At 57.0% G+C, this 23601-nt stretch carries 35 protein-coding genes; 34 read left to right on the forward strand and 1 reads right to left on the reverse strand.

All coding sequences use genetic code 11. From position 1 onward, the window contains the following. Positions 1–165 precede the first annotated feature (165 nt). The 34 genes from rpsL (at position 166) to bfr (ending at position 20616) form a co-directional block, all read left to right on the forward strand. Positions 166–537, forward strand: a complete 372-nt coding sequence (gene rpsL, locus CCOS864_RS03375) for a 30S ribosomal protein S12 (RefSeq protein ID WP_003186084.1) — start codon at positions 166–168, stop codon at positions 535–537. 120 nt (positions 538–657) lie between these two features. Beyond that, positions 658–1128, forward strand: a complete 471-nt coding sequence (rpsG, locus tag CCOS864_RS03380) for a 30S ribosomal protein S7 (RefSeq protein ID WP_008089143.1) — start codon at positions 658–660, stop codon at positions 1126–1128. Positions 1129–1158: 30 nt separating this feature from the next. Then, on the forward strand, positions 1159–3306 hold the full coding sequence (gene fusA, locus CCOS864_RS03385) for an elongation factor G (RefSeq protein ID WP_115085068.1): 2148 nt from the start codon (positions 1159–1161) through the stop codon (positions 3304–3306). A gap of 30 nt (positions 3307–3336) precedes the next feature. Next, entirely contained in the window at positions 3337–4530 is a 1194-nt protein-coding gene (gene tuf / locus CCOS864_RS03390) for an elongation factor Tu (RefSeq protein WP_115085064.1), read from the forward strand. A 142-nt stretch (positions 4531–4672) separates the two neighbouring features. Further along, positions 4673–4984: a 30S ribosomal protein S10 gene (gene rpsJ / locus CCOS864_RS03395; protein ID WP_003186070.1), complete on the forward strand. Its 312-nt coding sequence runs from the start codon at positions 4673–4675 to the stop codon at positions 4982–4984. 80 nt (positions 4985–5064) lie between these two features. Beyond that, positions 5065–5700 carry a 50S ribosomal protein L3 gene (gene rplC, locus CCOS864_RS03400; RefSeq protein ID WP_010220304.1) on the forward strand — a complete coding sequence of 212 codons (636 nt, stop codon included), beginning with the start codon at positions 5065–5067 and terminating at the stop codon, positions 5698–5700. 12 nt (positions 5701–5712) lie between these two features. Continuing rightward, a complete protein-coding gene (gene rplD / locus CCOS864_RS03405; RefSeq protein ID WP_010220305.1) occupies positions 5713–6315 on the forward strand; it encodes a 50S ribosomal protein L4 in 603 nt (200 codons plus the stop codon). After that, positions 6312–6611, forward strand: coding sequence for a 50S ribosomal protein L23 (gene rplW, locus CCOS864_RS03410; protein ID WP_010220306.1), 300 nt, complete (start codon positions 6312–6314; stop codon positions 6609–6611). The genes rplD and rplW overlap by 4 nt, the downstream gene beginning before the upstream one ends. Before the next feature lie 14 nt (positions 6612–6625). Further along, on the forward strand, positions 6626–7450 hold the full coding sequence (gene rplB / locus CCOS864_RS03415; RefSeq protein ID WP_038606161.1) for a 50S ribosomal protein L2: 825 nt from the start codon (positions 6626–6628) through the stop codon (positions 7448–7450). 16 nt (positions 7451–7466) lie between these two features. After that, complete coding sequence (gene rpsS / locus CCOS864_RS03420) at positions 7467–7742, forward strand: 30S ribosomal protein S19 (RefSeq protein WP_002555486.1); 276 nt, start codon at positions 7467–7469, stop codon at positions 7740–7742. A gap of 11 nt (positions 7743–7753) precedes the next feature. Further along, on the forward strand, positions 7754–8086 hold the full coding sequence (gene rplV, locus CCOS864_RS03425; RefSeq protein WP_003103908.1) for a 50S ribosomal protein L22: 333 nt from the start codon (positions 7754–7756) through the stop codon (positions 8084–8086). A gap of 13 nt (positions 8087–8099) precedes the next feature. Continuing rightward, entirely contained in the window at positions 8100–8786 is a 687-nt protein-coding gene (gene rpsC / locus CCOS864_RS03430) for a 30S ribosomal protein S3 (protein ID WP_010220308.1), read from the forward strand. A 12-nt stretch (positions 8787–8798) separates the two neighbouring features. Further along, positions 8799–9212 carry a 50S ribosomal protein L16 gene (gene rplP / locus CCOS864_RS03435; protein WP_003255479.1) on the forward strand — a complete coding sequence of 138 codons (414 nt, stop codon included), beginning with the start codon at positions 8799–8801 and terminating at the stop codon, positions 9210–9212. Continuing rightward, complete coding sequence (rpmC, locus tag CCOS864_RS03440; RefSeq protein WP_002555481.1) at positions 9212–9403, forward strand: 50S ribosomal protein L29; 192 nt, start codon at positions 9212–9214, stop codon at positions 9401–9403. Before rplP ends, rpmC begins: the two co-directional genes overlap by 1 nt. Positions 9404–9405: 2 nt before the next feature. Then, positions 9406–9672, forward strand: a complete 267-nt coding sequence (gene rpsQ / locus CCOS864_RS03445; RefSeq protein WP_008374160.1) for a 30S ribosomal protein S17 — start codon at positions 9406–9408, stop codon at positions 9670–9672. A gap of 23 nt (positions 9673–9695) precedes the next feature. Then, positions 9696–10064: a 50S ribosomal protein L14 gene (gene rplN, locus CCOS864_RS03450; RefSeq protein ID WP_002555479.1), complete on the forward strand. Its 369-nt coding sequence runs from the start codon at positions 9696–9698 to the stop codon at positions 10062–10064. A gap of 11 nt (positions 10065–10075) precedes the next feature. Beyond that, positions 10076–10390: a 50S ribosomal protein L24 gene (rplX, locus tag CCOS864_RS03455; protein WP_009397501.1), complete on the forward strand. Its 315-nt coding sequence runs from the start codon at positions 10076–10078 to the stop codon at positions 10388–10390. Positions 10391–10410: 20 nt separating this feature from the next. After that, the gene (rplE, locus tag CCOS864_RS03460; RefSeq protein ID WP_010220311.1) at positions 10411–10950 is read left to right on the forward strand and encodes a 50S ribosomal protein L5; all 540 of its coding nucleotides are present in this window, start codon (positions 10411–10413) and stop codon (positions 10948–10950) included. A gap of 13 nt (positions 10951–10963) precedes the next feature. Beyond that, positions 10964–11269 carry a 30S ribosomal protein S14 gene (rpsN, locus tag CCOS864_RS03465; protein ID WP_038998487.1) on the forward strand — a complete coding sequence of 102 codons (306 nt, stop codon included), beginning with the start codon at positions 10964–10966 and terminating at the stop codon, positions 11267–11269. A 209-nt stretch (positions 11270–11478) separates the two neighbouring features. Then, positions 11479–11871, forward strand: coding sequence for a 30S ribosomal protein S8 (gene rpsH, locus CCOS864_RS03470; protein WP_010220313.1), 393 nt, complete (start codon positions 11479–11481; stop codon positions 11869–11871). A 12-nt stretch (positions 11872–11883) separates the two neighbouring features. Then, complete coding sequence (rplF, locus tag CCOS864_RS03475; protein WP_010220314.1) at positions 11884–12417, forward strand: 50S ribosomal protein L6; 534 nt, start codon at positions 11884–11886, stop codon at positions 12415–12417. Between the two features lie 10 nt (positions 12418–12427). Further along, positions 12428–12778: a 50S ribosomal protein L18 gene (gene rplR, locus CCOS864_RS03480; RefSeq protein ID WP_009397496.1), complete on the forward strand. Its 351-nt coding sequence runs from the start codon at positions 12428–12430 to the stop codon at positions 12776–12778. Positions 12779–12781: 3 nt separating this feature from the next. Further along, complete coding sequence (rpsE, locus tag CCOS864_RS03485) at positions 12782–13282, forward strand: 30S ribosomal protein S5 (protein ID WP_010220316.1); 501 nt, start codon at positions 12782–12784, stop codon at positions 13280–13282. A 2-nt stretch (positions 13283–13284) separates the two neighbouring features. Further along, positions 13285–13461 carry a 50S ribosomal protein L30 gene (gene rpmD / locus CCOS864_RS03490; protein ID WP_010220317.1) on the forward strand — a complete coding sequence of 59 codons (177 nt, stop codon included), beginning with the start codon at positions 13285–13287 and terminating at the stop codon, positions 13459–13461. Positions 13462–13464: 3 nt separating this feature from the next. Further along, positions 13465–13899, forward strand: a complete 435-nt coding sequence (gene rplO, locus CCOS864_RS03495) for a 50S ribosomal protein L15 (RefSeq protein ID WP_115085069.1) — start codon at positions 13465–13467, stop codon at positions 13897–13899. Beyond that, positions 13900–15231, forward strand: coding sequence for a preprotein translocase subunit SecY (gene secY / locus CCOS864_RS03500; protein ID WP_010220319.1), 1332 nt, complete (start codon positions 13900–13902; stop codon positions 15229–15231). A gap of 28 nt (positions 15232–15259) precedes the next feature. Next, the gene (gene rpmJ / locus CCOS864_RS03505) at positions 15260–15376 is read left to right on the forward strand and encodes a 50S ribosomal protein L36 (RefSeq protein ID WP_002555468.1); all 117 of its coding nucleotides are present in this window, start codon (positions 15260–15262) and stop codon (positions 15374–15376) included. Positions 15377–15507: 131 nt separating this feature from the next. Further along, on the forward strand, positions 15508–15864 hold the full coding sequence (rpsM, locus tag CCOS864_RS03510) for a 30S ribosomal protein S13 (protein WP_038998488.1): 357 nt from the start codon (positions 15508–15510) through the stop codon (positions 15862–15864). Positions 15865–15894: 30 nt separating this feature from the next. Next, the gene (gene rpsK, locus CCOS864_RS03515) at positions 15895–16284 is read left to right on the forward strand and encodes a 30S ribosomal protein S11 (protein ID WP_002555466.1); all 390 of its coding nucleotides are present in this window, start codon (positions 15895–15897) and stop codon (positions 16282–16284) included. Between the two features lie 15 nt (positions 16285–16299). Further along, positions 16300–16920 (forward strand): 30S ribosomal protein S4, encoded by a 621-nt coding sequence (rpsD, locus tag CCOS864_RS03520; protein ID WP_010220321.1) that lies wholly within the window; start codon positions 16300–16302, stop codon positions 16918–16920. A 22-nt stretch (positions 16921–16942) separates the two neighbouring features. Further along, positions 16943–17944 (forward strand): DNA-directed RNA polymerase subunit alpha, encoded by a 1002-nt coding sequence (locus CCOS864_RS03525; RefSeq protein WP_003186012.1) that lies wholly within the window; start codon positions 16943–16945, stop codon positions 17942–17944. A gap of 43 nt (positions 17945–17987) precedes the next feature. Beyond that, positions 17988–18374, forward strand: coding sequence for a 50S ribosomal protein L17 (rplQ, locus tag CCOS864_RS03530; RefSeq protein WP_002555463.1), 387 nt, complete (start codon positions 17988–17990; stop codon positions 18372–18374). Between the two features lie 173 nt (positions 18375–18547). Then, a complete protein-coding gene (locus tag CCOS864_RS03535; RefSeq protein WP_115085070.1) occupies positions 18548–19996 on the forward strand; it encodes a catalase in 1449 nt (482 codons plus the stop codon). 155 nt (positions 19997–20151) lie between these two features. After that, the gene (bfr, locus tag CCOS864_RS03540; RefSeq protein WP_045200027.1) at positions 20152–20616 is read left to right on the forward strand and encodes a bacterioferritin; all 465 of its coding nucleotides are present in this window, start codon (positions 20152–20154) and stop codon (positions 20614–20616) included. A gap of 133 nt (positions 20617–20749) precedes the next feature. On the opposite strand, the gene uvrA is transcribed toward bfr, so the two are convergent. Further along, positions 20750–23584 carry an excinuclease ABC subunit UvrA gene (uvrA, locus tag CCOS864_RS03545; protein ID WP_115085071.1) on the reverse strand — a complete coding sequence of 945 codons (2835 nt, stop codon included), beginning with the start codon at positions 23582–23584 and terminating at the stop codon, positions 20750–20752. Positions 23585–23601: the final 17 nt, after the last annotated feature.

The raw sequence follows: 23601 nt of genomic DNA on the forward strand, positions 1-23601 counted from the left end.
TAATTTGTTGCCGATGACCGGAAGGGGAGGGCCGGGGCCTTGTCTTGACTGGGGGCAAGATCCTCTTTAGACTCTTGTACCCCTAAATTTGGTGGGACTCCGTCCTGCCAATTTTTGCTTTTCTTGCAAGACAATAGCGTCGCAAGACAACAGTGGAGCTAGTAGATGGCAACTATCAACCAGCTGGTACGTCAGCCGCGTAAGCGTATCGTCGAGAAATCCGACGTTCCTGCGCTGCAGAACTGCCCGCAACGTCGTGGCGTGTGCACCCGTGTGTACACCACCACGCCGAAAAAACCTAACTCGGCACTGCGTAAAGTTTGCCGTGTGCGTCTGACCAACGGTTTCGAGGTTTCCTCGTACATCGGCGGTGAAGGCCACAACCTGCAAGAGCACAGCGTCGTCCTGATTCGTGGCGGCCGTGTAAAAGACTTGCCAGGTGTTCGTTACCACACCGTTCGCGGCTCCCTGGATACCTCCGGCGTCAAAGGTCGTAACCAAGGTCGTTCGAAGTACGGTACCAAGCGTCCGAAGTAATCGGCCGTTTGCAGCAGTTTGCAGTTATTCATTTTATTGAGTCGATAAGAGTAAGGTCGGGCACGCACCCTTAGGGGGCACTGTCCCGGGCTAACCTGAAGACCGTTTGAGGGCTTATCAATGCCAAGACGTCGTGTAGCAGCCAAGCGTGAGATTCTGGACGATCCAAAATACGGAAGCCAGATCCTCGCCAAGTTCATGAACCACGTGATGGAAAGCGGCAAGAAAGCCGTTGCCGAGCGTATCGTTTACGGTGCGCTGGACAAGGTCAAAGAACGCAAGAACAGCGATCCCCTGGAAATCTTCGAGAAAGCTCTCGACGCCATCGCTCCGCTGGTCGAAGTTAAGTCGCGCCGTGTTGGCGGTGCCACTTACCAGGTTCCTGTTGAAGTTCGTCCATCCCGTCGTAACGCCCTGGCAATGCGCTGGTTGGTAGACTACGCCCGCAAGCGTGGCGAGAAGTCCATGGCTCTGCGCCTGGCCGGCGAGCTGCTGGATGCTGCTGAAGGCAAGGGTGCTGCAGTCAAGAAGCGTGAAGACGTACACCGTATGGCCGAAGCCAACAAAGCGTTCTCGCACTACCGCTTCTAATTCAGGCATCACTATTTTTGCGAGGGCTCTATGGCTCGTACTACACCAATCAACCGCTACCGTAACATTGGTATTTGCGCGCACGTTGACGCGGGCAAAACTACCACTACCGAGCGGATCCTGTTCTACACAGGCCTGAGCCACAAGATGGGCGAGGTGCATGACGGCGCCGCGACCACCGACTGGATGGTGCAGGAGCAGGAGCGGGGTATTACCATTACCTCCGCTGCTGTCACCACCTTCTGGAAGGGCTCCAAAGGTCAGTATGACAACTATCGCGTAAACGTCATCGATACCCCCGGCCACGTTGACTTCACCATTGAAGTAGAACGTTCGCTGCGCGTACTCGACGGCGCGGTCGTTGTTTTCTGCGGCACCTCCGGTGTTGAGCCTCAGTCCGAAACCGTATGGCGTCAAGCCAACAAATACGGCGTTCCACGTGTTGTTTACGTGAACAAGATGGACCGTGCTGGCGCCAACTTCCTGCGCGTCGTAGGTCAGATCAAGAACCGTCTGGGTCACACCCCGGTTCCTGTTCAGCTGGCCATCGGTTCGGAAGATAACTTCCAGGGTCAGGTCGACCTGATCAAGATGAAGGCTATCTACTGGAACGACGACGACAAAGGCACTACCTACCGTGAGGAAGAGATTCCTGCGGACATGCTCGAGCTGGCCGAAGAATGGCGCGCGAACATGGTAGAAGCTGCTGCCGAAGCCAACGAAGAGCTGATGAACAAGTACCTTGAAGAAGGTGAGCTGTCGGTCGAAGAGATCAAAGCCGGTCTGCGTGCGCGCACCCTGGCCAGCGAGATCGTTCCGGCCGTCTGCGGTTCGTCGTTCAAGAACAAGGGTGTTCCCCTGGTTCTCGACGCCGTTATCGACTTCCTGCCTGCTCCGACCGAGATTCCTGCGATCAAGGGTATTCACCCTGACCTGATCGAGAAGCCGAAGGACGAGCTGGTCGAGGCCGACTACGACGAGCGTCACGCCGACGACAACGAGCCGTTCTCGGCTCTGGCGTTCAAGATTGCTACCGACCCGTTCGTGGGTACCCTGACTTTCGTGCGCGTTTACTCGGGCATGCTGCAGTCTGGCGACTCCGTGATCAACTCGGTCAAAGGCAAGAAAGAGCGCGTTGGTCGTATGGTGCAGATGCACGCCAACCAGCGTGAAGAGATCAAAGAAGTACTGGCAGGCGACATCGCTGCTCTGATCGGCATGAAGGACGTCACCACTGGTGACACCCTGTGCAACGCCGACAAGCCGATCATCCTCGAGCGTATGGACTTCCCGGAGCCTGTGATCTCGGTTGCTGTTGAGCCGAAGACCAAGCAAGACCAGGAAAAGATGGGTATCGCACTGGGCAAGCTGGCTCAGGAAGACCCGTCGTTCCGCGTCAAGACCGACGAAGAAACCGGCCAGACCATCATCTCCGGTATGGGCGAGCTTCACCTGGACATCCTCGTTGACCGCATGAAGCGCGAGTTCAACGTCGAAGCCAACATCGGTAAGCCGCAGGTTTCGTACCGCGAGCAGATCACCAAGGACAACGTCGAGATCGAAGGTAAGTTCGTTCGTCAGTCCGGTGGTCGCGGTCAGTTCGGTCACTGCTGGATTCGCTTCTCGCAGCCAACAGTGGACGCACAAGGCAACATCACCGAAGGCCTGGAATTCACCAACGAGGTTGTAGGTGGTGTGGTTCCTAAGGAATACATCCCGGCGATCCAGAAGGGTATCGAAGAGCAGATGAAGAACGGCATTGTTGCCGGCTATCCGCTGATCGGCCTGAAGGCAACCGTGTTTGATGGTTCCTACCACGACGTCGACTCCAACGAGATGGCGTTCAAGGTGGCGGCCTCCATGGCGACCAAGCAACTGGCTGCCAAAGGCGGCGGTAAAGTGCTTGAGCCGATCATGAAGGTAGAAGTTGTGACCCCTGAGGACTACATGGGTGACGTGATGGGTGACCTGAACCGTCGTCGTGGTCTGATCCAGGGTATGGAAGATTCGGTGTCCGGCAAGGTTGTCCGTGCTGAAGTTCCGCTCGGAGAAATGTTCGGTTATGCGACCGACGTTCGTTCCATGTCTCAGGGTCGCGCGAGCTACTCCATGGAATTCTCCAAATACGCCGAAGCTCCGTCGAATATCGTCGAAGCACTCGTTAAAAAACAAGGCTAATCCAGCCCTTTAGGCAAGAGGTTCACTGTCGTGGCTAAAGAAAAATTTGATCGTTCCCTTCCGCACGTCAACGTTGGCACCATCGGTCACGTTGACCACGGTAAAACCACTCTGACCGCAGCTCTGACTCGCGTCTGCTCCGAAGTTTTCGGTTCGGCCGTTGTTGACTTCGACAAGATCGACAGCGCTCCAGAAGAGAAAGCTCGCGGTATCACCATCAACACCGCACACGTCGAGTACAACTCGAAGATTCGTCACTACGCTCACGTCGACTGCCCAGGTCACGCTGACTACGTGAAGAACATGATCACCGGTGCTGCCCAGATGGACGGCGCGATCCTGGTTTGCTCGGCCGCCGATGGTCCGATGCCACAAACCCGTGAGCACATCCTGCTGTCCCGTCAGGTTGGCGTTCCGTACATCGTGGTCTTCCTGAACAAGGCTGACCTGGTAGACGACGCTGAGCTGCTGGAACTGGTCGAGATGGAAGTTCGCGACCTGCTGTCCACCTATGACTTCCCAGGCGACGACACTCCGATCATCATCGGTTCGGCTCGTATGGCGCTGGAAGGCAAAGACGACAACGAAATGGGCACCACCGCTGTCAAGAAGCTGGTTGAGACTCTGGATGCCTACATCCCAGAGCCTGAGCGCGCTATCGACAAGCCGTTCCTGATGCCAATCGAAGACGTATTCTCGATCTCGGGTCGTGGTACCGTTGTTACCGGTCGTATCGAGCGTGGTATCGTCCGCGTTCAAGACGCCCTGGAAATCGTTGGTCTGCGTGACACCACCACCACCACCTGCACCGGTGTTGAGATGTTCCGCAAGCTGCTGGACGAAGGTCGTGCTGGCGAGAACTGCGGCGTGCTGCTGCGCGGCACCAAGCGTGACGACGTTGAGCGTGGCCAGGTTCTGGTCAAGCCAGGTTCGGTCAAGCCGCACACCAAGTTCACCGCAGAAGTTTACGTTCTGAGCAAGGAAGAAGGCGGCCGTCATACTCCGTTCTTCAAAGGCTACCGTCCACAGTTCTACTTCCGTACTACTGACGTGACTGGTAACTGCGAGCTGCCAGAAGGCGTTGAAATGGTAATGCCAGGTGACAACATTCAAATGACTGTTACCCTGATCAAGACCATCGCGATGGAAGACGGTCTGCGTTTCGCTATCCGTGAAGGCGGTCGTACCGTCGGCGCCGGCGTCGTAGCCAAAATCATCGAGTAATCGTTGATCGCTTAAAAAGGCCCCCGCTCAGCGGGGGCTTTTTTATTGGGTTGACACTCAGTGGGGCCCTCTATAGAATCACGCCTCCTTTTAACGGGCGTAGTGCGCCCGGTGGGAATAGCAGCCTGGAGTCTGAAATCCAATGCAAAATCAGCAAATCCGTATCAGGTTGAAGGCTTTTGACCATCGCCTGATCGACCAATCCACCCAGGAAATCGTGGAAACCGCGAAACGTACTGGTGCTCAAGTGCGTGGTCCAATTCCACTGCCTACCCGTAAAGAGCGGTTCACCGTTCTGGTCTCCCCGCACGTCAACAAAGACGCGCGTGACCAGTACGAGATCCGTACTCATAAGCGCGTTCTGGACATCGTCCAGCCAACGGATAAAACCGTTGATGCTCTTATGAAGCTTGATCTTGCGGCCGGTGTGGAAGTGCAGATCAGCCTCGGCTAAGACACGGTCTTAGTCGTGTAACGCTCTGAAATGGGCGGCCATAGCGGGTGAAAGCCCCGTACACTCATGAGGTTTACAACATGACTATTGGTGTAGTCGGTCGTAAATGCGGTATGACCCGTATTTTCACCGAAGAAGGTGTCTCCATTCCGGTCACGGTCATTGAGATCGAGCCGAATCGCGTCACCCAGTTCAAAACTGAAGAAACCGATGGCTATCGTGCAGTGCAAGTCACTGTCGGTGAGCGTCGCGCTTCGCGTGTGACTGCTGCTCAAGCTGGTCACTTCGCCAAGGCGAACGTTGCCGCGGGTCGCGGTGTCTGGGAATTCCGCCTTGAAGAAGGTGAGTTCCAGGCCGGTGATTCGATCAACGCTGAAATCTTCGCTGCAGGTCAGCTGGTAGACGTTACCGGCCAGTCCAAGGGTAAAGGCTTTGCCGGTACCATCAAGCGTTGGAATTTCCGCGGTCAAGATAACACCCACGGTAACTCCGTCTCCCACCGCGTCCCGGGCTCTATCGGCCAGTGCCAGACTCCTGGTCGTGTATTCAAGGGCAAGAAAATGTCCGGTCACATGGGCGCCGAGCGCGTGACCGTTCAGTCCCTCGAAGTAGTGCGCGTCGACGCTGAACGCAATCTGTTGCTGGTCAAGGGTGCCGTTCCAGGCGCAACTGGCAGCGATCTGGTTGTGCGTCCGGCTGCCAAGGCTCGCGGTTAAGGGGAAGCTGACATGCAACTAAATGTAAATGACGCTCAAGCGATCGAAGTTTCCGAACTGACTTTCGGCGGCGAATTCAACGAGACGCTGGTACACCAAGCAGTCGTGGCCTATATGGCCGGCGGCCGTCAAGGCACCAAGCAGCAGAAAACCCGTTCCGACGTTGCTGGTGGCGGTAAGCGCCCATGGCGTCAGAAAGGCACTGGCCGTGCTCGTGCCGGTACTATCCGTAGCCCAATCTGGCGTGGCGGTGGTACCACTTTCGCAGCTCGTCCTCAGGATCACTCGCAGAAGCTCAACAAGAAGATGTACCGCGCAGCAATGCGTTCCATCCTCGCTGAGCTGGTGCGTACCGACCGTCTGGTCGTGGTTCAGGACTTCGCTGTTGAAGCACCGAAAACCAAAGATCTGCTGAACAAGCTGAACGGCATGGGTCTGAGCGACGTACTGATCGTTTCGGACGCTGTTGATCAGAACCTGTACCTGGCTGCTCGTAACCTGCCGCACGTCGACGTACGTGACGTACAGGGTTCCGATCCGGTCAGTCTGATCGCATACGACAAAGTGTTGATCACTGTGTCGGCCGTGAAGAAATTCGAGGAGCTGCTGGGATGAACCAGGAACGCGTATTTAAAGTCCTCCTTGGCCCGCATGTTTCCGAGAAGGCTACCGTTCTGGCTGAGAAAAAAGGCCAGTTCGTATTCAAGGTTGCTACTGACGCAACCAAGCTGGAAATCAAGAAAGCTGTCGAAGGCCTGTTCGGCGTAAAAGTCGAAAACGTGTCGACTGTAAACGTTCTGGGTAAAACCAAGCGTACCGCACGTGGTCTGGGCAAGCGCAATGACTGGAAGAAAGCGATCGTTTCGCTTCAGCCAGGCCAAGATCTCGATTTCAGCAGCAGTGCTGAGTAAGGAAGGGGTGCATCATGGCAATCGTTAAATGCAAACCGACTTCCCCTGGCCGCCGTTTCGTGGTCAAGGTGGTCAACAAGGAGCTGCATAAAGGCGCTCCTCACGCACCGCTGCTCGAGAAGAAATCGAAGTCTGGTGGTCGTAACAACAATGGCCGTATCACTACTCGTCACGTAGGTGGTGGTCATAAGCAGCATTACCGTATGGTCGATTTCCGTCGCAACGACAAAGATGGCATCGTCGCCACTGTCGAGCGTATCGAATACGATCCAAACCGTACTGCTCACATCGCACTGCTGTGCTACGCAGACGGCGAGCGCCGCTACATCATCGCCCCTAAAGGCGTTGCTGCTGGCGACCAGCTGATCGCAGGCGCTCTGGCTCCAATCAAGCCAGGCAACTCCCTGCAACTGCGCAACATCCCAGTGGGTAGCACCATTCACGGCATCGAACTGAAGCCGGGCAAAGGTGCACAGATCGCTCGTTCCGCTGGTGCTTCGGCTCAGCTGATCGCTCGCGAAGGTGTCTATGTGACCCTGCGTCTGCGCTCTGGTGAAATGCGTAAAGTCCTGGCTGAATGCCGTGCGACCCTGGGTGAAGTCTCGAACTCCGAGCACAGCCTGCGTTCGCTGGGTAAAGCCGGTGCCAAACGCTGGCGTGGCGTTCGCCCAACCGTTCGTGGTGTTGCCATGAACCCGGTTGACCACCCACATGGTGGTGGTGAAGGTCGTACCTCCGGTGGTCGTCATCCGGTATCGCCATGGGGCTTCCCGACTAAGGGCGCGAAGACTCGTGGTAATAAGCGTACCGACAACATGATCGTCCGTCGTCGCAAGTAAATAGAGGGATACGACAGTGCCACGTTCTCTGAAAAAAGGTCCTTTTATCGATCTTCACCTACTGAAGAAGATCGAAGTGGCGGCGGAAAAGAACGATCGCAAACCAGTTAAGACCTGGTCGCGCCGTTCCATGATCCTGCCACAAATGGTCGGTCTGACCATCGCGGTACACAACGGTCGCCAACACGTCCCAGTTCTCGTGAACGAAGACATGGTCGGCCATAAACTGGGCGAGTTTGCCGGTACCCGCACTTATCGTGGGCACGTGGCTGACAAGAAAGCCAAGCGTTAAGGGGTAAGGAAATGGAAGTAGCCGCTAAGTTGTCGGGCGCTCGAATCTCCGCCCAGAAAGCCCGCTTGGTCGCCGACCAGATCCGCGGGAAGAAGGTGGGCGAAGCGCTCAACCTGTTGGCTTTCAGCAGCAAAAAAGCCGCTGAAATCATGAAGAAAGTCCTCGAGTCGGCCGTAGCCAACGCCGAGCATAACGAAGGCGCAGACGTTGATGACCTGAAGGTCTCCACCGTTTTCGTCAACGAAGGGCGTTCGCTGAAGCGCATCATGCCGCGTGCCAAAGGCCGCGCTGATCGCATCGTCAAGCGGTCTTGCCATATCACTGTCAAGGTTGCGGACAAGTAACGGAGTCGATCAGATGGGTCAGAAAGTACATCCCACTGGCATTCGCCTGGGAATCGTCAAGGAGCACACCTCCGTCTGGTACGCAGACGGTCGGACTTATGCGGACTATTTGCTCGCAGATCTGAATGTGCGTGAGTACCTCCAAGACAAACTAAAAAGCGCGTCCGTTAGCCGTATCGATATCCATCGTCCGGCCCAAACTGCACGCATCACCATCCACACCGCTCGTCCAGGTATCGTTATCGGGAAGAAAGGTGAAGATGTTGAGAAACTGCGTCAGGACCTGACCAAGCAAATGGGTGTGCCTGTGCACATCAACATCGAAGAGATCCGCAAGCCGGAACTCGACGGTATGCTGGTAGCTCAGAGCGTAGCTCAGCAGCTGGAGCGTCGTGTGATGTTCCGTCGCGCCATGAAGCGCGCCGTACAGAACGCCATGCGCATTGGTGCCAAAGGCATCAAGATCCAAGTGAGCGGTCGTCTCGGCGGTGCTGAAATCGCACGTACTGAATGGTATCGCGAAGGTCGTGTGCCGCTGCACACCCTGCGTGCCGATATCGACTATGCCACCTACGAAGCTCACACCACTTACGGTGTGATCGGTGTGAAGGTTTGGATTTTCAAAGGCGAAGTAATTGGTGGTCGCCAAGAAGAACTGAAACCACAAGCACCAGCGCCTCGTAAAAAAGCTGCTAAGTAAGGGGTACGCCAAATGTTGCAACCAAAGCGTACAAAATTCCGCAAGCAGATGACTGGCCACAACCGTGGTCTGGCACTGCGCGGTAGCAAAGTCAGCTTCGGCGAATTTGCTCTGAAAGCTGTTGCTCGCGGTCGTCTCACCGCCCGCCAGATTGAGTCGGCACGTCGTGCTCTGACCCGTCACGTAAAACGTGGCGGTAAAATCTGGATCCGTGTGTTCCCGGACAAGCCGATCTCCAAGAAGCCTCTCGAAGTGCGGATGGGTAAAGGTAAAGGTTCCGTGGAGTACTGGGTTGCCCAGATCCAGCCAGGCAAAGTCCTGTACGAGATCGAGGGTGTTTCTGAAGAGTTGGCGCGTGAGGCTTTCGCCCTGGCGGCTGCAAAGCTGCCTCTCGCCACCTCCTTTGTTAAGCGGACGGTGATGTGATGAAAGCGAATGAACTTCGTGAAAAATCAGCACAGCAGCTGAACGAGCAACTGCTCGGCTTGCTGCGCGACCAGTTCAATCTGCGTATGCAGAAAGCAACTGGCCAGTTGGGGCAGTCGCACCTGCTCTCGCAAGTTAAGCGTGACATCGCTCGCGTGAAAACTGTGCTCAACCAGCAGGCAGGTAAGTGATCATGGCTGAAGCTGAAAAAACCGTCCGTACGCTGACTGGCCGTGTCGTCAGCGACAAGATGGACAAAACCATCACCGTACTGATCGAGCGTCGCGTAAAGCACCCGATCTACGGTAAATACGTTAAGCGTTCGACTAAGCTGCACGCGCACGACGAAACCAACCAGTGCCATATCGGCGACAAGGTCTCCATCCGCGAGACCCGTCCGCTGGCCAAGACCAAGTCCTGGGCACTGGTTGAAGTTCTCGAACGCGCTGTTGAAGTCTAAGGGCTAAGGGTCGGAGAAATTTTATGATTCAGACTCAATCCATGCTCGATGTGGCCGATAACAGCGGCGCTCGTCGCGTCATGTGCATCAAGGTTCTCGGCGGTTCGCACCGCCGTTACGCCGGCATCGGTGACATCATCAAGGTAACCGTCAAGGAAGCAATTCCTCGCGGTAAAGTGAAGAAAGGCCAAGTGATGACTGCTGTTGTAGTCCGCACTCGCCACGGTGTCCGTCGTGCTGACGGCTCCATCATCCGCTTTGATGGCAATGCTGCTGTTCTGCTGAACAACAAGCAAGAGCCGATCGGCACCCGTATCTTTGGGCCAGTGACCCGTGAACTTCGTACTGAGAAGTTCATGAAGATCGTCTCGCTCGCCCCAGAAGTGCTGTAAGGAGATCCGACATGCAAAAGATTCGTCGTGACGACGAGATCATCGTGATCGCCGGCAAAGACAAAGGTAAGCGCGGTAAGGTGCTCAAGGTTCTCGCTGACGACCGTCTGGTCGTTGGTGGGATCAACCTGGTGAAGCGTCATACCAAGCCTAACCCGATGTCGGGCGTACAGGGCGGTATCGTCGAGAAAGAAGCGCCACTGCACGCTTCCAACGTCGCCATTTTCAACGGCGAAACCAACAAGGCTGACCGCGTTGGTTTCAAAGTAGAAGACGGCAAAAAAATTCGTGTCTTCAAGTCGACCCAAAAAGCGGTTGATGCTTGAACACTGCTAGGTAGAAGACCATGGCACGACTGAAAGAGATTTACCGGAACGAGATTGCTCCCAAGCTTAAGGAAGAACTTAAGCTGGCGAACGTGATGGAAGTTCCGCGCGTTACCAAGATCACCCTGAACATGGGTCTGGGCGAAGCTGTCGGCGACAAAAAAGTCATCGAACACGCTGTTGCTGACCTGGAGAAGATCACCGGTCAGAAAGCCGTTGTGACTTTCGCTCGGAAATCCATCGCGGGCTTCAAAGTCCGTGAAGGCTGGCCGATCGGCGTTAAAGTTACCCTGCGCCGTGATCGTATGTACGAATTCCTGGACCGCCTGCTGGCGATCTCCCTGCCTCGGGTTCGCGACTTCCGCGGCCTGAATGCCAAGTCCTTCGATGGCCGTGGCAACTACAGCATGGGCGTGAAAGAGCAGATCATCTTCCCGGAAATCGACTACGACAAGATCGATGCTCTGCGCGGTCTGGACATTACCCTGACCACCACTGCCAAGAACGATGATGAAGGCCGCGCTCTGATGCGTGCTTTCAAATTCCCGTTCCGCAACTGATTGGAGTAGGAAAATGGCCAAGAAGAGCATGAAGAACCGTGAGCTGAAGCGTCAGCTCACCGTTGCCAAGTACGCCAAGAAGCGTGCCGAGCTGAAAGCGACCATCGTGAACCTGGAAGCAACTCCAGAAGAGCGTTTTGCCGCCGTCGTAGCTCTGCAGAAGCAACCACGTGACGCTAGCGCTGCGCGCCTGCGTAACCGTTGCCGCATCACCGGTCGTCCACATGGCGTTTACCGCAAGTTCGGCCTCGGCCGTAACAAGCTGCGTGAAGCAGCAATGCGCGGTGACGTTCCAGGTCTGGTTAAAGCCAGCTGGTAAGACGTACCGGCAGCGTCCAGGTGGCGGGGGAGCAATCTTCCGACCACCGGCGACCTTGCAACGAAACAAGCCCCTTCTGGGGCTTGTTTCGTTTCTGGGAACTGTCTAGAATGACCGGCTCTCCTGAGCCCGGGTTTTTACGTCCGGCGATTTCAGGGGACTGTAGTAGCCGAGAGGCTAATTTTTCTTGTATCAGGAGCGTCTAGCCCATGAGTATGCAGGACCCGTTAGCGGACATGCTAACTCGCATCCGTAATGCCCAGATGGCTGAAAAGTCCGTCGTAAGCATGCCTTCGTCGACTCTGAAGGTTGCGGTAGCCAAAGTTCTGAAAGACGAAGGTTACATCGCTGGCTACCAAGTCAGCAGCGAAGTAAAACCATCGCTTTCCATCGAGCTGAAATACTTCGAAGGCCGTCCGGTCATCGAGGAAGTCAAGCGCGTAAGTCGTCCAGGCCTGCGTCAGTACAAGTCCGTCGAAGAACTGCCGAAAGTACGTGGCGGTCTGGGCGTGTCTATCGTCTCCACCAACAAAGGTGTGATGACTGATCGTGCTGCGCGCGCTGCCGGTGTCGGCGGCGAAGTTCTCTGCACAGTGTTCTAAGGGGGGATAAGCATGTCTCGCGTCGCTAAGAACCCCGTTAAGCTGCCAGCCGGTGTCGAAGTCAAATTCGTCGGCCAACAGCTTTCGGTGAAGGGTGCCAAGGGCACTCTCGAACTGAACGTTCACTCGTCGGTTGAAATTGTTGAAGAAGCTGGTGAGCTGCGTTTCGCTGCTCGCAATGGCGATCAACAAACTCGCGCTATGGCCGGTACTACCCGCGCCCTGGTGAACAACATGGTCCAGGGCGTAAGCCAAGGCTTCGAGCGCAAGCTCCAGCTGGTCGGTGTTGGTTACAAAGCACAAGCCAAAGGCACCGTGCTGAACCTGGCACTCGGCTTCTCGCATCCAGTGGATTACGAACTGCCGGCCGGTATCACCGCAGAGACCCCAAGCCAGACCGATATCCTGATCAAGGGTATCGACAAGCAGCTGGTAGGTCAGGTGGCCGCTGAAATCCGCGACTTCCGTCCACCAGAGCCGTACAAAGGCAAGGGTGTGCGTTACGCGGACGAAGTCGTCCGTCGTAAAGAAGCCAAGAAGAAGTAGGGCCTAGCAAATGACCGACAAAAAAGTTACTCGACTGCGTCGCGCTCGCAAAGCACGCCTGAAAATGCACGAACTCGAAGTCGTGCGTCTCTGCGTGTTCCGCTCCTCGCAGCACATCTACGCCCAGGTCATTTCGGCCGACGGCAGCAAGGTTTTGGCCAGTGCCTCGACCTTGGACAAAGAACTGCGTGATGGTGCCACCGGCAACATCGACGCGGCCACTAAGGTTGGCAAGCTGGTAGCTGAGCGCGCGAAAGCCGCCGGTGTATCTCAAGTTGCCTTTGACCGTTCCGGCTTCAAGTACCATGGCCGCGTCAAAGCGCTGGCTGATGCTGCTCGTGAAGGCGGGCTGGAGTTCTAAGTTATGGCAAATAACGATCAAAAGCGCGACGAAGGCTACATCGAGAAGCTGGTTCAAGTTAACCGCGTTGCTAAAACCGTCAAAGGCGGCCGTATCTTCACTTTCACCGCGTTGACCGTGGTTGGTGATGGTAAAGGTCGTGTTGGCTTCGGCCGTGGCAAGTCGCGCGAAGTACCTGCTGCGATCCAGAAAGCCATGGAAGCTGCTCGTCGCAACATGATTCAGGTAGACCTGAACGGCACTACTCTGCAGTACGCCACCAAGTCCGCCCATGGCGCGTCGAAGGTGTACATGCAGCCTGCCTCGGAAGGTACCGGTATCATCGCCGGTGGCGCAATGCGTGCCGTCCTGGAAGTTGCTGGCGTTCAGAACGTCCTGGCCAAGTGCTATGGCTCGACCAACCCAGTGAACGTGGTTCATGCCACTTTCAAGGGTCTGAAGGCTATGCAATCTCCTGAGTCCATTGCTGCCAAGCGCGGCAAGAGCGTTGAGGAGATCCGCTGATCATGGCTACCGTTAAAGTAACGCTGATCAAAAGCACCGCCGGCCGTCTCCCTAACCACAAACTGTGTGTTAAGGGTCTGGGTCTGCGCCGCATCGGTCACACTGTAGAAGTCCTGGATACTCCCGAGAATCGCGGGATGATCAACAAGGCTTACTACATGCTGCGCGTCGAGGGTTAATCGATGAAACTCAATGATCTGAGTCCAGCGCCGGGTTCCCGTCGCGAGAAGCATCGTCCGGGCCGTGGTATCGGTAGCGGTTTGGGTAAGACTGGTGGCCGCGGCCACAAAGGTCAAACCTCCCGTTCCGGTGGCACCATTGCTCCAGGCTTTGAAGGCGGTCAACAGCCGCTGCACCGTCGTCTGCCGAAATTCGGCTTCGTTTCCCTGAAAGCCATGGACCGCGCAGAAGTGCGTCTGTCCGAGCTGGCCAAAGTGGAAGGCGACGTTGTCACCGTGCAATCCTTGAAGGATGCCAACGTGATTAACCAAAGCGTACAGCGTGTGAAAATCATGCTGTCCGGCGAAGTTACTCGCGCGGTCACCATCAAGGGTATCGCAGCCACCAAAGGTGCGCGTGCGGCTATCGAAGCAGCTGGCGGCAAGTTCGAGGAATAAATGGCTAAGCAAGGTGCTCTCTCTTCGCTCGGCAAAGGCGGGATGTCTGAACTCTGGGCTCGTCTGCGTTTTCTGTTCCTGGCGATCATCGTCTACCGGATAGGCGCACACATCCCAGTTCCAGGTATCAACCCGGACCGGCTGGCGGAACTGTTTCGACAGAATGAGGGGACCATTCTTAGCTTGTTCAACATGTTTTCCGGCGGCGCGCTGGAACGGATGAGCATCTTTGCACTGGGGATCATGCCGTACATTTCGGCATCGATCATCATGCAGCTGATGACCGCCGTTAGCCCGCAGCTGGAGCAGTTGAAGAAGGAAGGTGAAGCTGGCCGTCGCAAGATCAGCCAGTACACCCGCTACGGCACCGTTATCCTGGCGCTGGTCCAGGCCATTGGCATGTCCATTGGTCTGGCCGGTCAGGGCGTGGCGTTTTCTGCTGACTTTGGCTTCCATTTCGTTGCGGTGTCCACTTTCGTGGCCGGCGCGATGTTCATGATGTGGCTGGGCGAGCAGATCACCGAGCGCGGTGTAGGCAACGGTATCTCGATGTTGATCTTCGCAGGTATCGTCGCCGGTCTTCCGAGAGCAATCGGGCAGTCTTTCGAGTCTGCACGCACAGGCGATATCAATATTTTCGCCCTGGTCGCTATCGGTTTGCTGGCAGTAGCGATTATCGGTTTCGTGGTGTTCATTGAGCGTGGTCAGCGTCGTATCGCCGTTCACTACGCCAAGCGTCAGCAGGGCCGCAAGGTCTTCGCTGCGCAGACCAGCCACTTGCCGTTGAAAGTGAACATGGCGGGCGTAATTCCTGCCATTTTCGCGAGCAGCATCTTGCTGTTCCCGGCTTCGCTGGGTGCCTGGTTCGGTCAGTCCGAAGGTATGGGCTGGTTGCAGGACATCTCGCAGTCGATCGCTCCTGGTCAGCCGTTGAATATTCTGCTGTTTAGTGCAGGGATTATTTTCTTCTGCTTCTTCTATACGGCGTTGATGTTCAATCCGAAAGACGTAGCGGAAAACCTGAAGAAGTCCGGTGCCTTTATTCCGGGTATCCGTCCGGGCGAGCAGTCGGCGCGCTACATTGATGGCGTTCTGACCCGCTTGACCATGTTCGGTGCTCTTTATATGACGGCCGTGTGTCTGCTTCCCCAGTTCCTGGTGGTCGCGGCAAACGTTCCGTTCTACCTTGGCGGGACCTCGTTGCTGATTGTGGTAGTGGTTGTGATGGACTTCATGTCCCAAGTACAATCGCACCTCGTTTCGCACCAGTACGAATCCCTGATGAAGAAAGCCAACCTGAAAGGCTACGGTGGCAGCGGTCTGCTGCGCTGATTGACCCTTAAGGTTCGAGGAGTTGGTGATGAAAGTTCGTGCATCGGTGAAAAAGCTGTGCCGTAACTGCAAAATTATTCGCCGCGAAGGTGTCGTTCGAGTAATTTGCAGTGCGGAACCACGTCACAAGCAGCGCCAAGGCTGATTGTGATCTGCGCTTCAAACCCAGCAGCTAGTGCGCTGCTGGGTTGATTATTTGTTTCTACAGCGATATTATCTCGCGCCCTATTTCTTGGCTTCCGGGGCGTAGGTAGCTGTCAATTGGAGTCCCACTGAATGGCCCGTATTGCAGGCGTCAACATTCCAGATAACAAGCACACTGTTATCTCGCTGACCTACATCTATGGTGTTGGTCGCACTACTGCACAGAAAATCTGTGCAGACACTGGGGTCAACCCAGCCGCAAAGATCAAGGATCTGAGCGACGAGCAGGTTGAATCGCTGCGTACTGAAGTTGCGAAGTACATCACCGAAGGTGATCTGCGCCGTGACATCAACATGAAAATCAAGCGGTTGATGGACCTGGGTTGCTACCGCGGCCTGCGTCATCGTCGGGGTCTGCCAGTACGCGGTCAGCGTACCAAGACCAACGCGCGTACCCGTAAGGGCCCGCGTAAGCCGATCCGCAAGTAATCGCACCAGCGAATCGACAGGAATTTAGAAATGGCAAAACCTGCTGCTCGTCCTCGTAAAAAAGTCAAAAAGACAGTGGTTGATGGCATCGCCCACATCCATGCGTCTTTTAACAACACCATCGTGACCATCACCGATCGTCAAGGTAACGCTCTGTCCTGGGCTACCTCCGGCGGTTCGGGTTTCCGCGGTTCCCGCAAGTCCACCCCGTTCGCTGCTCAGGTAGCTGCTGAACGTGCTGGTCAAGCTGCGCTGGAATATGGTCTGAAGAACCTCGACGTCAACGTCAAGGGTCCAGGTCCAGGTCGTGAGTCCGCTGTTCGTGCTCTGAACGGCTGTGGCTATAAGATCGCCAGCATCACCGACGTGACGCCAATCCCGCATAACGGGTGCCGTCCGCCGAAGAAGCGCCGCGTGTAATCAGGAGACAGATAAATGGCACGTTACATTGGTCCAAAATGCAAACTGTCTCGTCGTGAAGGCACCGATCTGTTCCTGAAGAGCGGCGTTCGCGCTCTGGAATCGAAGTGCAACATCGAAGCAGCCCCAGGTATCCACGGTCAGCGCCGCGGTCGTCAGTCCGACTACGGCACCCAGCTGCGTGAGAAACAAAAAGTTCGTCGTATCTACGGCGTCCTCGAGCGTCAATTCAGCGGTTACTACAAGCAAGCGGCCTCCAAGAAGGGCGCTACTGGTGAGAACCTGCTGCAACTGCTCGAGTGCCGTCTGGATAACGTCGTTTATCGTATGGGCTTTGGCGCTACTCGTGCCGAATCCCGTCAGCTGGTTTCGCACAAAGCGATCAGCGTAAACGGCAAGACTGTAAACGTTCCGTCCTACCAAGTTCGTCCGGGTGACGTGGTCGCGGTTCGCGAGAAGTCGCTGAACCAGCTGCGCATTGTTCAAGCCCTTGAACTGTGCGCCCAGCGTGGCCGCGTTGAGTGGGTAGATGTGGATGCTGCCAAGAAGTCGGGCGTTTTCAAGAACGTTCCTGCTCGCAGTGACCTGTCCGCCGACATCAACGAAAGCCTGATTGTCGAGCTCTACTCCAAGTAAGGGCTAGAAAATAGGTGCATCCATGCAGATTTCGGTAAATGAGTTCCTGACGCCCCGCCACATCGATGTGCAGGTCGTCAGTCCAACCCGCGCTAAAATCACGCTCGAGCCTCTCGAGCGTGGCTTTGGCCATACCCTGGGCAACGCGCTGCGCCGCATCCTGTTGTCCTCCATGCCTGGCTGTGCAGTAGTCGAGGCCGAGATTGACGGTGTACTCCATGAGTACTCGGCAATCGAAGGTGTACAGGAAGATGTCATTGAAATCCTGTTGAACCTGAAAGGCCTGGCTATCAAACTGCACGGTCGTGACGAAGTTACGCTGACCTTGTCGAAGAAGGGTTCGGGGGTGGTTACCGCTGCCGATATTCAGCTGGATCATGATGTCGAGATCGTTAACCCCGATCACGTAATCGCTAACCTGGCGTCCAACGGCGCCTTGAACATGAAGCTCACCGTAGCTCGTGGTCGTGGTTATGAACCGGCCGATTCGCGTCAGAGCGATGAAGACGAAAGCCGCAGCATTGGTCGCTTGCAGCTCGACTCTTCGTTCAGCCCGGTTCGCCGTATCGCATACGTGGTGGAAAACGCCCGTGTCGAGCAGCGTACCAACCTGGACAAGCTGGTAATTGATCTGGAAACCAACGGTACTCTGGATCCTGAAGAGGCTATCCGTCGCGCTGCAACCATCCTGCAACAGCAGTTGGCTGCGTTCGTCGACCTCAAAGGTGACAGTGAACCAGTGGTTGTCGAGCAGGAAGACGAGATCGATCCGATCCTGCTTCGCCCGGTTGACGATCTGGAACTGACTGTACGTTCGGCTAACTGCCTTAAGGCGGAAAACATCTACTACATCGGCGACCTGATTCAGCGTACCGAAGTAGAGCTGTTGAAGACTCCGAACCTGGGCAAGAAATCCTTGACTGAAATCAAGGACGTTCTGGCCTCCCGCGGTCTGTCCCTCGGCATGCGCCTCGACAACTGGCCGCCTGCAAGTCTTAAGAAGGACGACAAGGCGACTGCCTGATCGTCGTAATCACCGAACGTAGTGTTTGGTAAGGAATGAACCCATGCGTCATCGTAAAAGTGGACGTCACCTGAGCCGTACCAGCTCTCACCGTAAGGCCATGTTCCAAAACATGGCGGTGTCGCTGTTCGAGCACGAGCTGATCAAAACTACTCTGCCAAAAGCCAAGGAACTGCGCCGCGTTGCCGAGCCGCTGATCACCCTGGCCAAGGAAGACAGCGTTGCTAACCGTCGTCTGGCTTTCGACCGTACTCGTTCGAAAGAAATCGTCGGTAAGCTGTTCAACGATCTGGGCAAGCGCTATGCCACCCGTCAGGGCGGCTACCTGCGTATCCTCAAGTGCGGCTTCCGCGCTGGCGATAACGCACCTATGGCGTACGTCGAGCTGGTTGATCGTCCTGTCGGTGGCTCGGTTGAAGCTGCTGAGTAAGGCGAACAGTCTGTAACAAGAAGCCGGGCCTAGTGCCCGGTTTTTTGTGTCTGCATGTATTGTAATAATCTATTGATATGAATCAGTTAATGAATTTGTTGTTGTCATAGTTGTGGTCGATACTCATCCCGAGCCGATTAGCCGGCCGTTCAAGACCGATAGGGAGAGAGAGCATGAGCCAGAACAAAATACTGACCACCGCCAGCGGCGCGCCGGTGGCCGACAACCAGAATTCGCGTTCGGCAGGCCCGCGTGGCCCGTTGTTGCTGGATGACTTCCACCTGATCGAGAAACTCGCGCACTTCAACCGCGAGAACATCCCTGAGCGCCGCGTACACGCCAAAGGCTCGGGTGCCTATGGCACCTTCACCGTCACCCGCGATATCACCCAGTACAGCTGCGCCAGGCTGTTCAACAGCGTTGGCAAGCAGACCGAAACCTTCCTGCGCTTCTCCACGGTCGGTGGCGAGCGTGGTTCGGCCGATACCGAGCGTGACCCACGTGGTTTCGCCCTGAAGTTCTACACCGAAGAAGGCAACTGGGACATCGTTGGCAACAACACTCCAGTGTTCTTCATCCGTGACCCACTGAAATTCCCCGACTTTATCCACACCCAGAAGCGCCTGCCGCAAAGCAACCTGAAAAGCGCGCAGATGATGTGGGACTTCTGGTCGCATTCGCCCGAGGCGCTGCACCAGGTCACCATCCTGTTCTCAGACCGTGGGATCCCGGACGGCTACCGTCACATGCACGGCTTCGGCAGTCACACCTATAGCCTGATCAATGCTCAGGGCCAGCGTACCTGGGTCAAATGGCACTTCAAAACCAGGCAGGGCATCAAGAACCTGGCCCCCGCCGATGCCGCGCGCCTGGCTGGCACCGACCCGGACTACGCCCAACGCGACCTGTTCGAAGCGATCGAGCGTGGCGACTTCCCGAAATGGGCCGTGTGCATTCAGGTGATGAGCGAGGAAGAGGCGGCCAGCCGCGATGAAAACCCGTTCGACGTGACCAAGACCTGGTCGCAGAAGGACTACCCGTTGATCGAGATCGGCGAGCTGGAGCTCAACCGCAACCCGCTGAACTACTTTGCCGAAGTCGAACAAGCGGCGTTCGGCCCGAGCAACATGGTGCCGGGGGTTGGCCTGTCGCCGGACCGCATGCTTCAGGGCCGCGTATTCGCCTACGCAGACGCACATCGCTACCGTGTCGGGACCAACCACCAGCAACTGCCGGTCAACGCCCCACGTAGCCCGGTGAACAGCTACCAGCGTGATGGCTCGATGGCTTTTGGCAGCAACGGCGGTGCGGCACCGAACTACGAGCCGAACAGCTACGCCAATGCGCCGAAGCAGGCTCCTCAGTACGCGGAGCCTTCACTGGCCCTGAACGGTGTCGCCGATCGTTACGATCACCGCGAAGACACCGACTACTACAGTCACGCCGGGGCGCTGTTCCGCCTGATGAATCCGGAGCAGAAGGCCCTGCTGATCAGCAACATCGCCGGCGCCATGGCCGGGGTGACTGAAGACGTGGTTCAGCGCCAGCTGCAACACTTCTTCAAGGCCGATCCGGCCTATGGCGAAGGAATTGCCAAGGCTTTGGGCCTGAATCTCGCCTAAGTCGAAGTGATAAGAAGAACCGCCCTCATTTGGGCGGTTTTTCAATGAATATCACTACCGTTTGCCCGCTTTTTTGCACTTTTATGCCCGATTCTCAGTGACCTTCCGGTCATCCTGGTTCAAACTATGTCTTTCACACAGGGAGAGGCAGGGCGATGCAAGGTCACCCGGACGTAATCGATTATCTCAACACGTTGCTGACGGGCGAACTGGCGGCACGTGACCAATATTTCATTCACTCGCGGATGTACGAAGACTGGGGCTTGAGCAAGCTCTACGAGCGTATCAACCACGAAATGGAAGAAGAGGCGCAACACGCCGATGCCCTGATGCGTCGTATCCTCATGCTGGAAGGCACCCCGCGCATGCGTCCTGACGACCTGGACGTTGGCACCACCGTGCCGGACATGATCGCCGCCGACCTGCGCCTTGAGTACAAGGTGCGCGCTGCGCTGTGCAAAGGCATCGAGTTGTGCGAGCTGCACAAAGACTACATCAGCCGCGACATCCTGCGCCTGCAGCTGGCCGATACCGAAGAAGATCACACCTACTGGCTGGAAAAGCAGCAGGGCCTGATCAAGTCGATCGGCCTGGAAAACTACCTGCAATCGCAGATGTAATTTTCCCGATCAAAAAAAGCCCCGCCAGTGCGGGGCTTTTTGTTATCTGGGGATCTCTTGGTGGGAGCGGGCTTGCCCCGCGATGCGATAGACAAACCGCAATCGAGGGGCAAGTCGCACCGCCGCTCCTACATCAGGCGCGATCCCGCTCAAGCAGCGGCTTGAGGTAGTAGCCGGTGTACGACTGCTTCATCTCGGCCACGTCTTCCGGCGTACCAAAGCCGATGATCTGCCCGCCCTTGGAGCCGCCCTCGGGGCCTAGGTCGACGATCCAGTCGGCGGTCTTGATCACGTCCAGGTTGTGCTCGATCACCACCACAGTGTTGCCGTGATCGCGCAGGCGGTGCAGTACATCGAGCAACTGCTGGATATCGGCAAAGTGCAGGCCGGTGGTCGGCTCGTCGAGGATGTACAGGGTCTTGCCGGTATCGCGCTTGGACAGCTCGCGTGACAGCTTGACCCGCTGCGCCTCGCCACCTGACAGCGTGGTCGCCGACTGCCCGAGCTTGATGTAGGACAGACCTACATCCATCAGCGTCTGCAGCTTGCGCGCCAGCGCCGGCACCGCGTCGAAGAACTCGCGGGCCTCCTCGATGGTCATTTCGAGGACCTCGTGGATGTTCTTGCCCTTGTACTTGATCTCCAGGGTTTCGCGGTTGTAGCGCTTGCTCTTGCACACATCGCACGGCACGTAGATGTCCGGCAGGAAGTGCATCTCAACCTTGATCAGGCCGTCGCCCTGGCAGGCCTCGCAGCGCCCACCCTTGACGTTGAACGAGAAGCGCCCCGGGCCGTAACCGCGCGAGCGCGACTCCGGGACGCCGGAGAACAGTTCGCGGATCGGCGTGAACAGGCCGGTGTAGGTCGCCGGGTTCGAGCGCGGGGTGCGGCCGATCGGGCTCTGGTCAATGTCGACCACCTTGTCCAGGTGCTGCAGGCCATCGCAGCTGTCGTGCGGCGCCGCTTCCAGGGTGCTGGCGCCATTGAGGGCGGTGGCACTGAGCGGGAACAGGGTGTTGTTGATCAGCGTCGACTTGCCCGAACCGGACACGCCAGTCACACAAGTCAGCAGGCCGATCGGGATGTCCAGGTCGACGTTCTGCAGGTTGTTGCCGCGCGCGCCCTTGAGCTTGAGCGAAAGCTTCTTGTTACGCGGAGTACGCTTGGCTGGTACGGCAATCTTGACCCGGCCCGACAGGTACTTGCCGGTCAGCGAATCCGGATGGGCCATGACCTCGGCCGGCGTCCCTTCGGCGACGATCTGGCCGCCGTGCACGCCGGCGCCCGGCCCGATGTCCACCACGTAGTCGGCCAGGCGAATGGCGTCCTCGTCGTGCTCGACCACGATCACCGTGTTGCCGATGTCGCGCAGGTGATTGAGGGTGCCGAGCAAACGGTCGTTGTCGCGCTGGTGCAGGCCGATGGACGGTTCGTCGAGGATGTACATCACCCCGACCAGGCCGGCGCCGATCTGGCTGGCCAGGCGGATACGCTGGGCTTCGCCGCCCGAGAGAGTGTCAGCGCTGCGGTCGAGGGTCAGGTAGTCGAGGCCGACGTTGACCAGAAACTGCAGGCGTTCGCAGATTTCCTTGAGAATCTTGTCGGCAATTTCGCCACGTCGACCGGTCAGTTTCAGGCCACCGAAATAGCCGCTGGCTTCGCCGATCGGCAGGCAGGTGACCGCCGGCAGGGTTTTCTCGCCGACCCATACATGCCGCGCCTCGCGACGCAGGCGGGTACCGCGGCAATCCGGGCAGGGCTGGGTGCTGAGGAACTTGGCCAGTTCTTCACGCACGGTCGCCGATTCGGTCTCGCGGTAGCGCCGCTCCAGGTTCGGCACGATGCCTTCGAACGGGTGCGAGCGCTTGACGATATCGCCACGGTCGTTGAGGTACTTGAAGTCGACGTTCTGCTTGCCGCTGCCGTGGAGGATGACTTTCTGCTGCTCGGCCGGCAGCTCGCCGAAGGGGATTTCGAGGCTGAAGTCATAATGCGCGGCCAGCGAGCCGAGCATCTGGAAGTAGTAGACGTTGCGCCGGTCCCAGCCGCGGATCGCGCCTTCGGCCAGGGTCAACTCGCCATTGACCAGGCGCTTGGTGTCAAAGAACTGTTTGACCCCAAGGCCGTCGCAGGTCGGGCAGGCGCCGGCCGGATTGTTGAAGGAGAACAGCTTGGGTTCCAGCTCGCTGATCGCATGGCCGCAGATCGGGCAGGCGAAGCGGGCGGAGAAGATCATCTCCTCGAACGGCTCGTCATCCATCGAGGCGACCAGGGCGATGCCGTCAGCCAGCTTCAGCGCGGTTTCGAATGACTCGGCCAGGCGCTGTTGCAGGTCTTCGCGAACCTTGAAACGGTCGACCACCACTTCGATGGTGTGCTTTTTCTGCTTGTCCAGCTTCGGCAGTTCATCGAGTTCGAACAGCTTGCCGTTGACCCGCGCACGGACAAAGCCCTGGGCGCGCAGTTCTTCGAAGACCGCCAGGTGTTCACCCTTGCGCTCGCGAATCACCGGCGCCAGCAGCATCAGCTTGCTGCCTTCTGGCTGGGCCAGCACCAGGTCGACCATCTGGCTGACGGTCTGTGCTTCCAGCGGGATGTCATGGTCCGGGCAGCGCGGGGTGCCGACGCGGGCGTAAAGCAGACGCAGGTAGTCGTAGATTTCAGTGATGGTGCCGACGGTCGAACGCGGGTTGTGCGAGGTCGACTTTTGCTCGATGGAAATCGCCGGCGACAAACCTTCGATGGTGTCGACGTCGGGTTTTTCCATCATCGACAGGAACTGCCGGGCATAGGCCGACAGCGATTCGACATAGCGGCGCTGGCCTTCGGCGTACAGGGTATCGAAGGCCAGGGACGACTTGCCGGAACCGGACAGGCCGGTAATGACGATCAACTTGTCCCGGGGCAGGGTCAGGTCGATGTTCTTCAGGTTGTGGGTTCGTGCCCCACGAATCAGGATCTTGTCCACTGCGGCCTCGCTCGGCG

The sequence above is a fragment of the Pseudomonas wadenswilerensis genome (genome assembly GCF_900497695.1).
Taxonomy (GTDB): Bacteria; Pseudomonadota; Gammaproteobacteria; order Pseudomonadales; family Pseudomonadaceae; genus Aquipseudomonas; species Aquipseudomonas wadenswilerensis.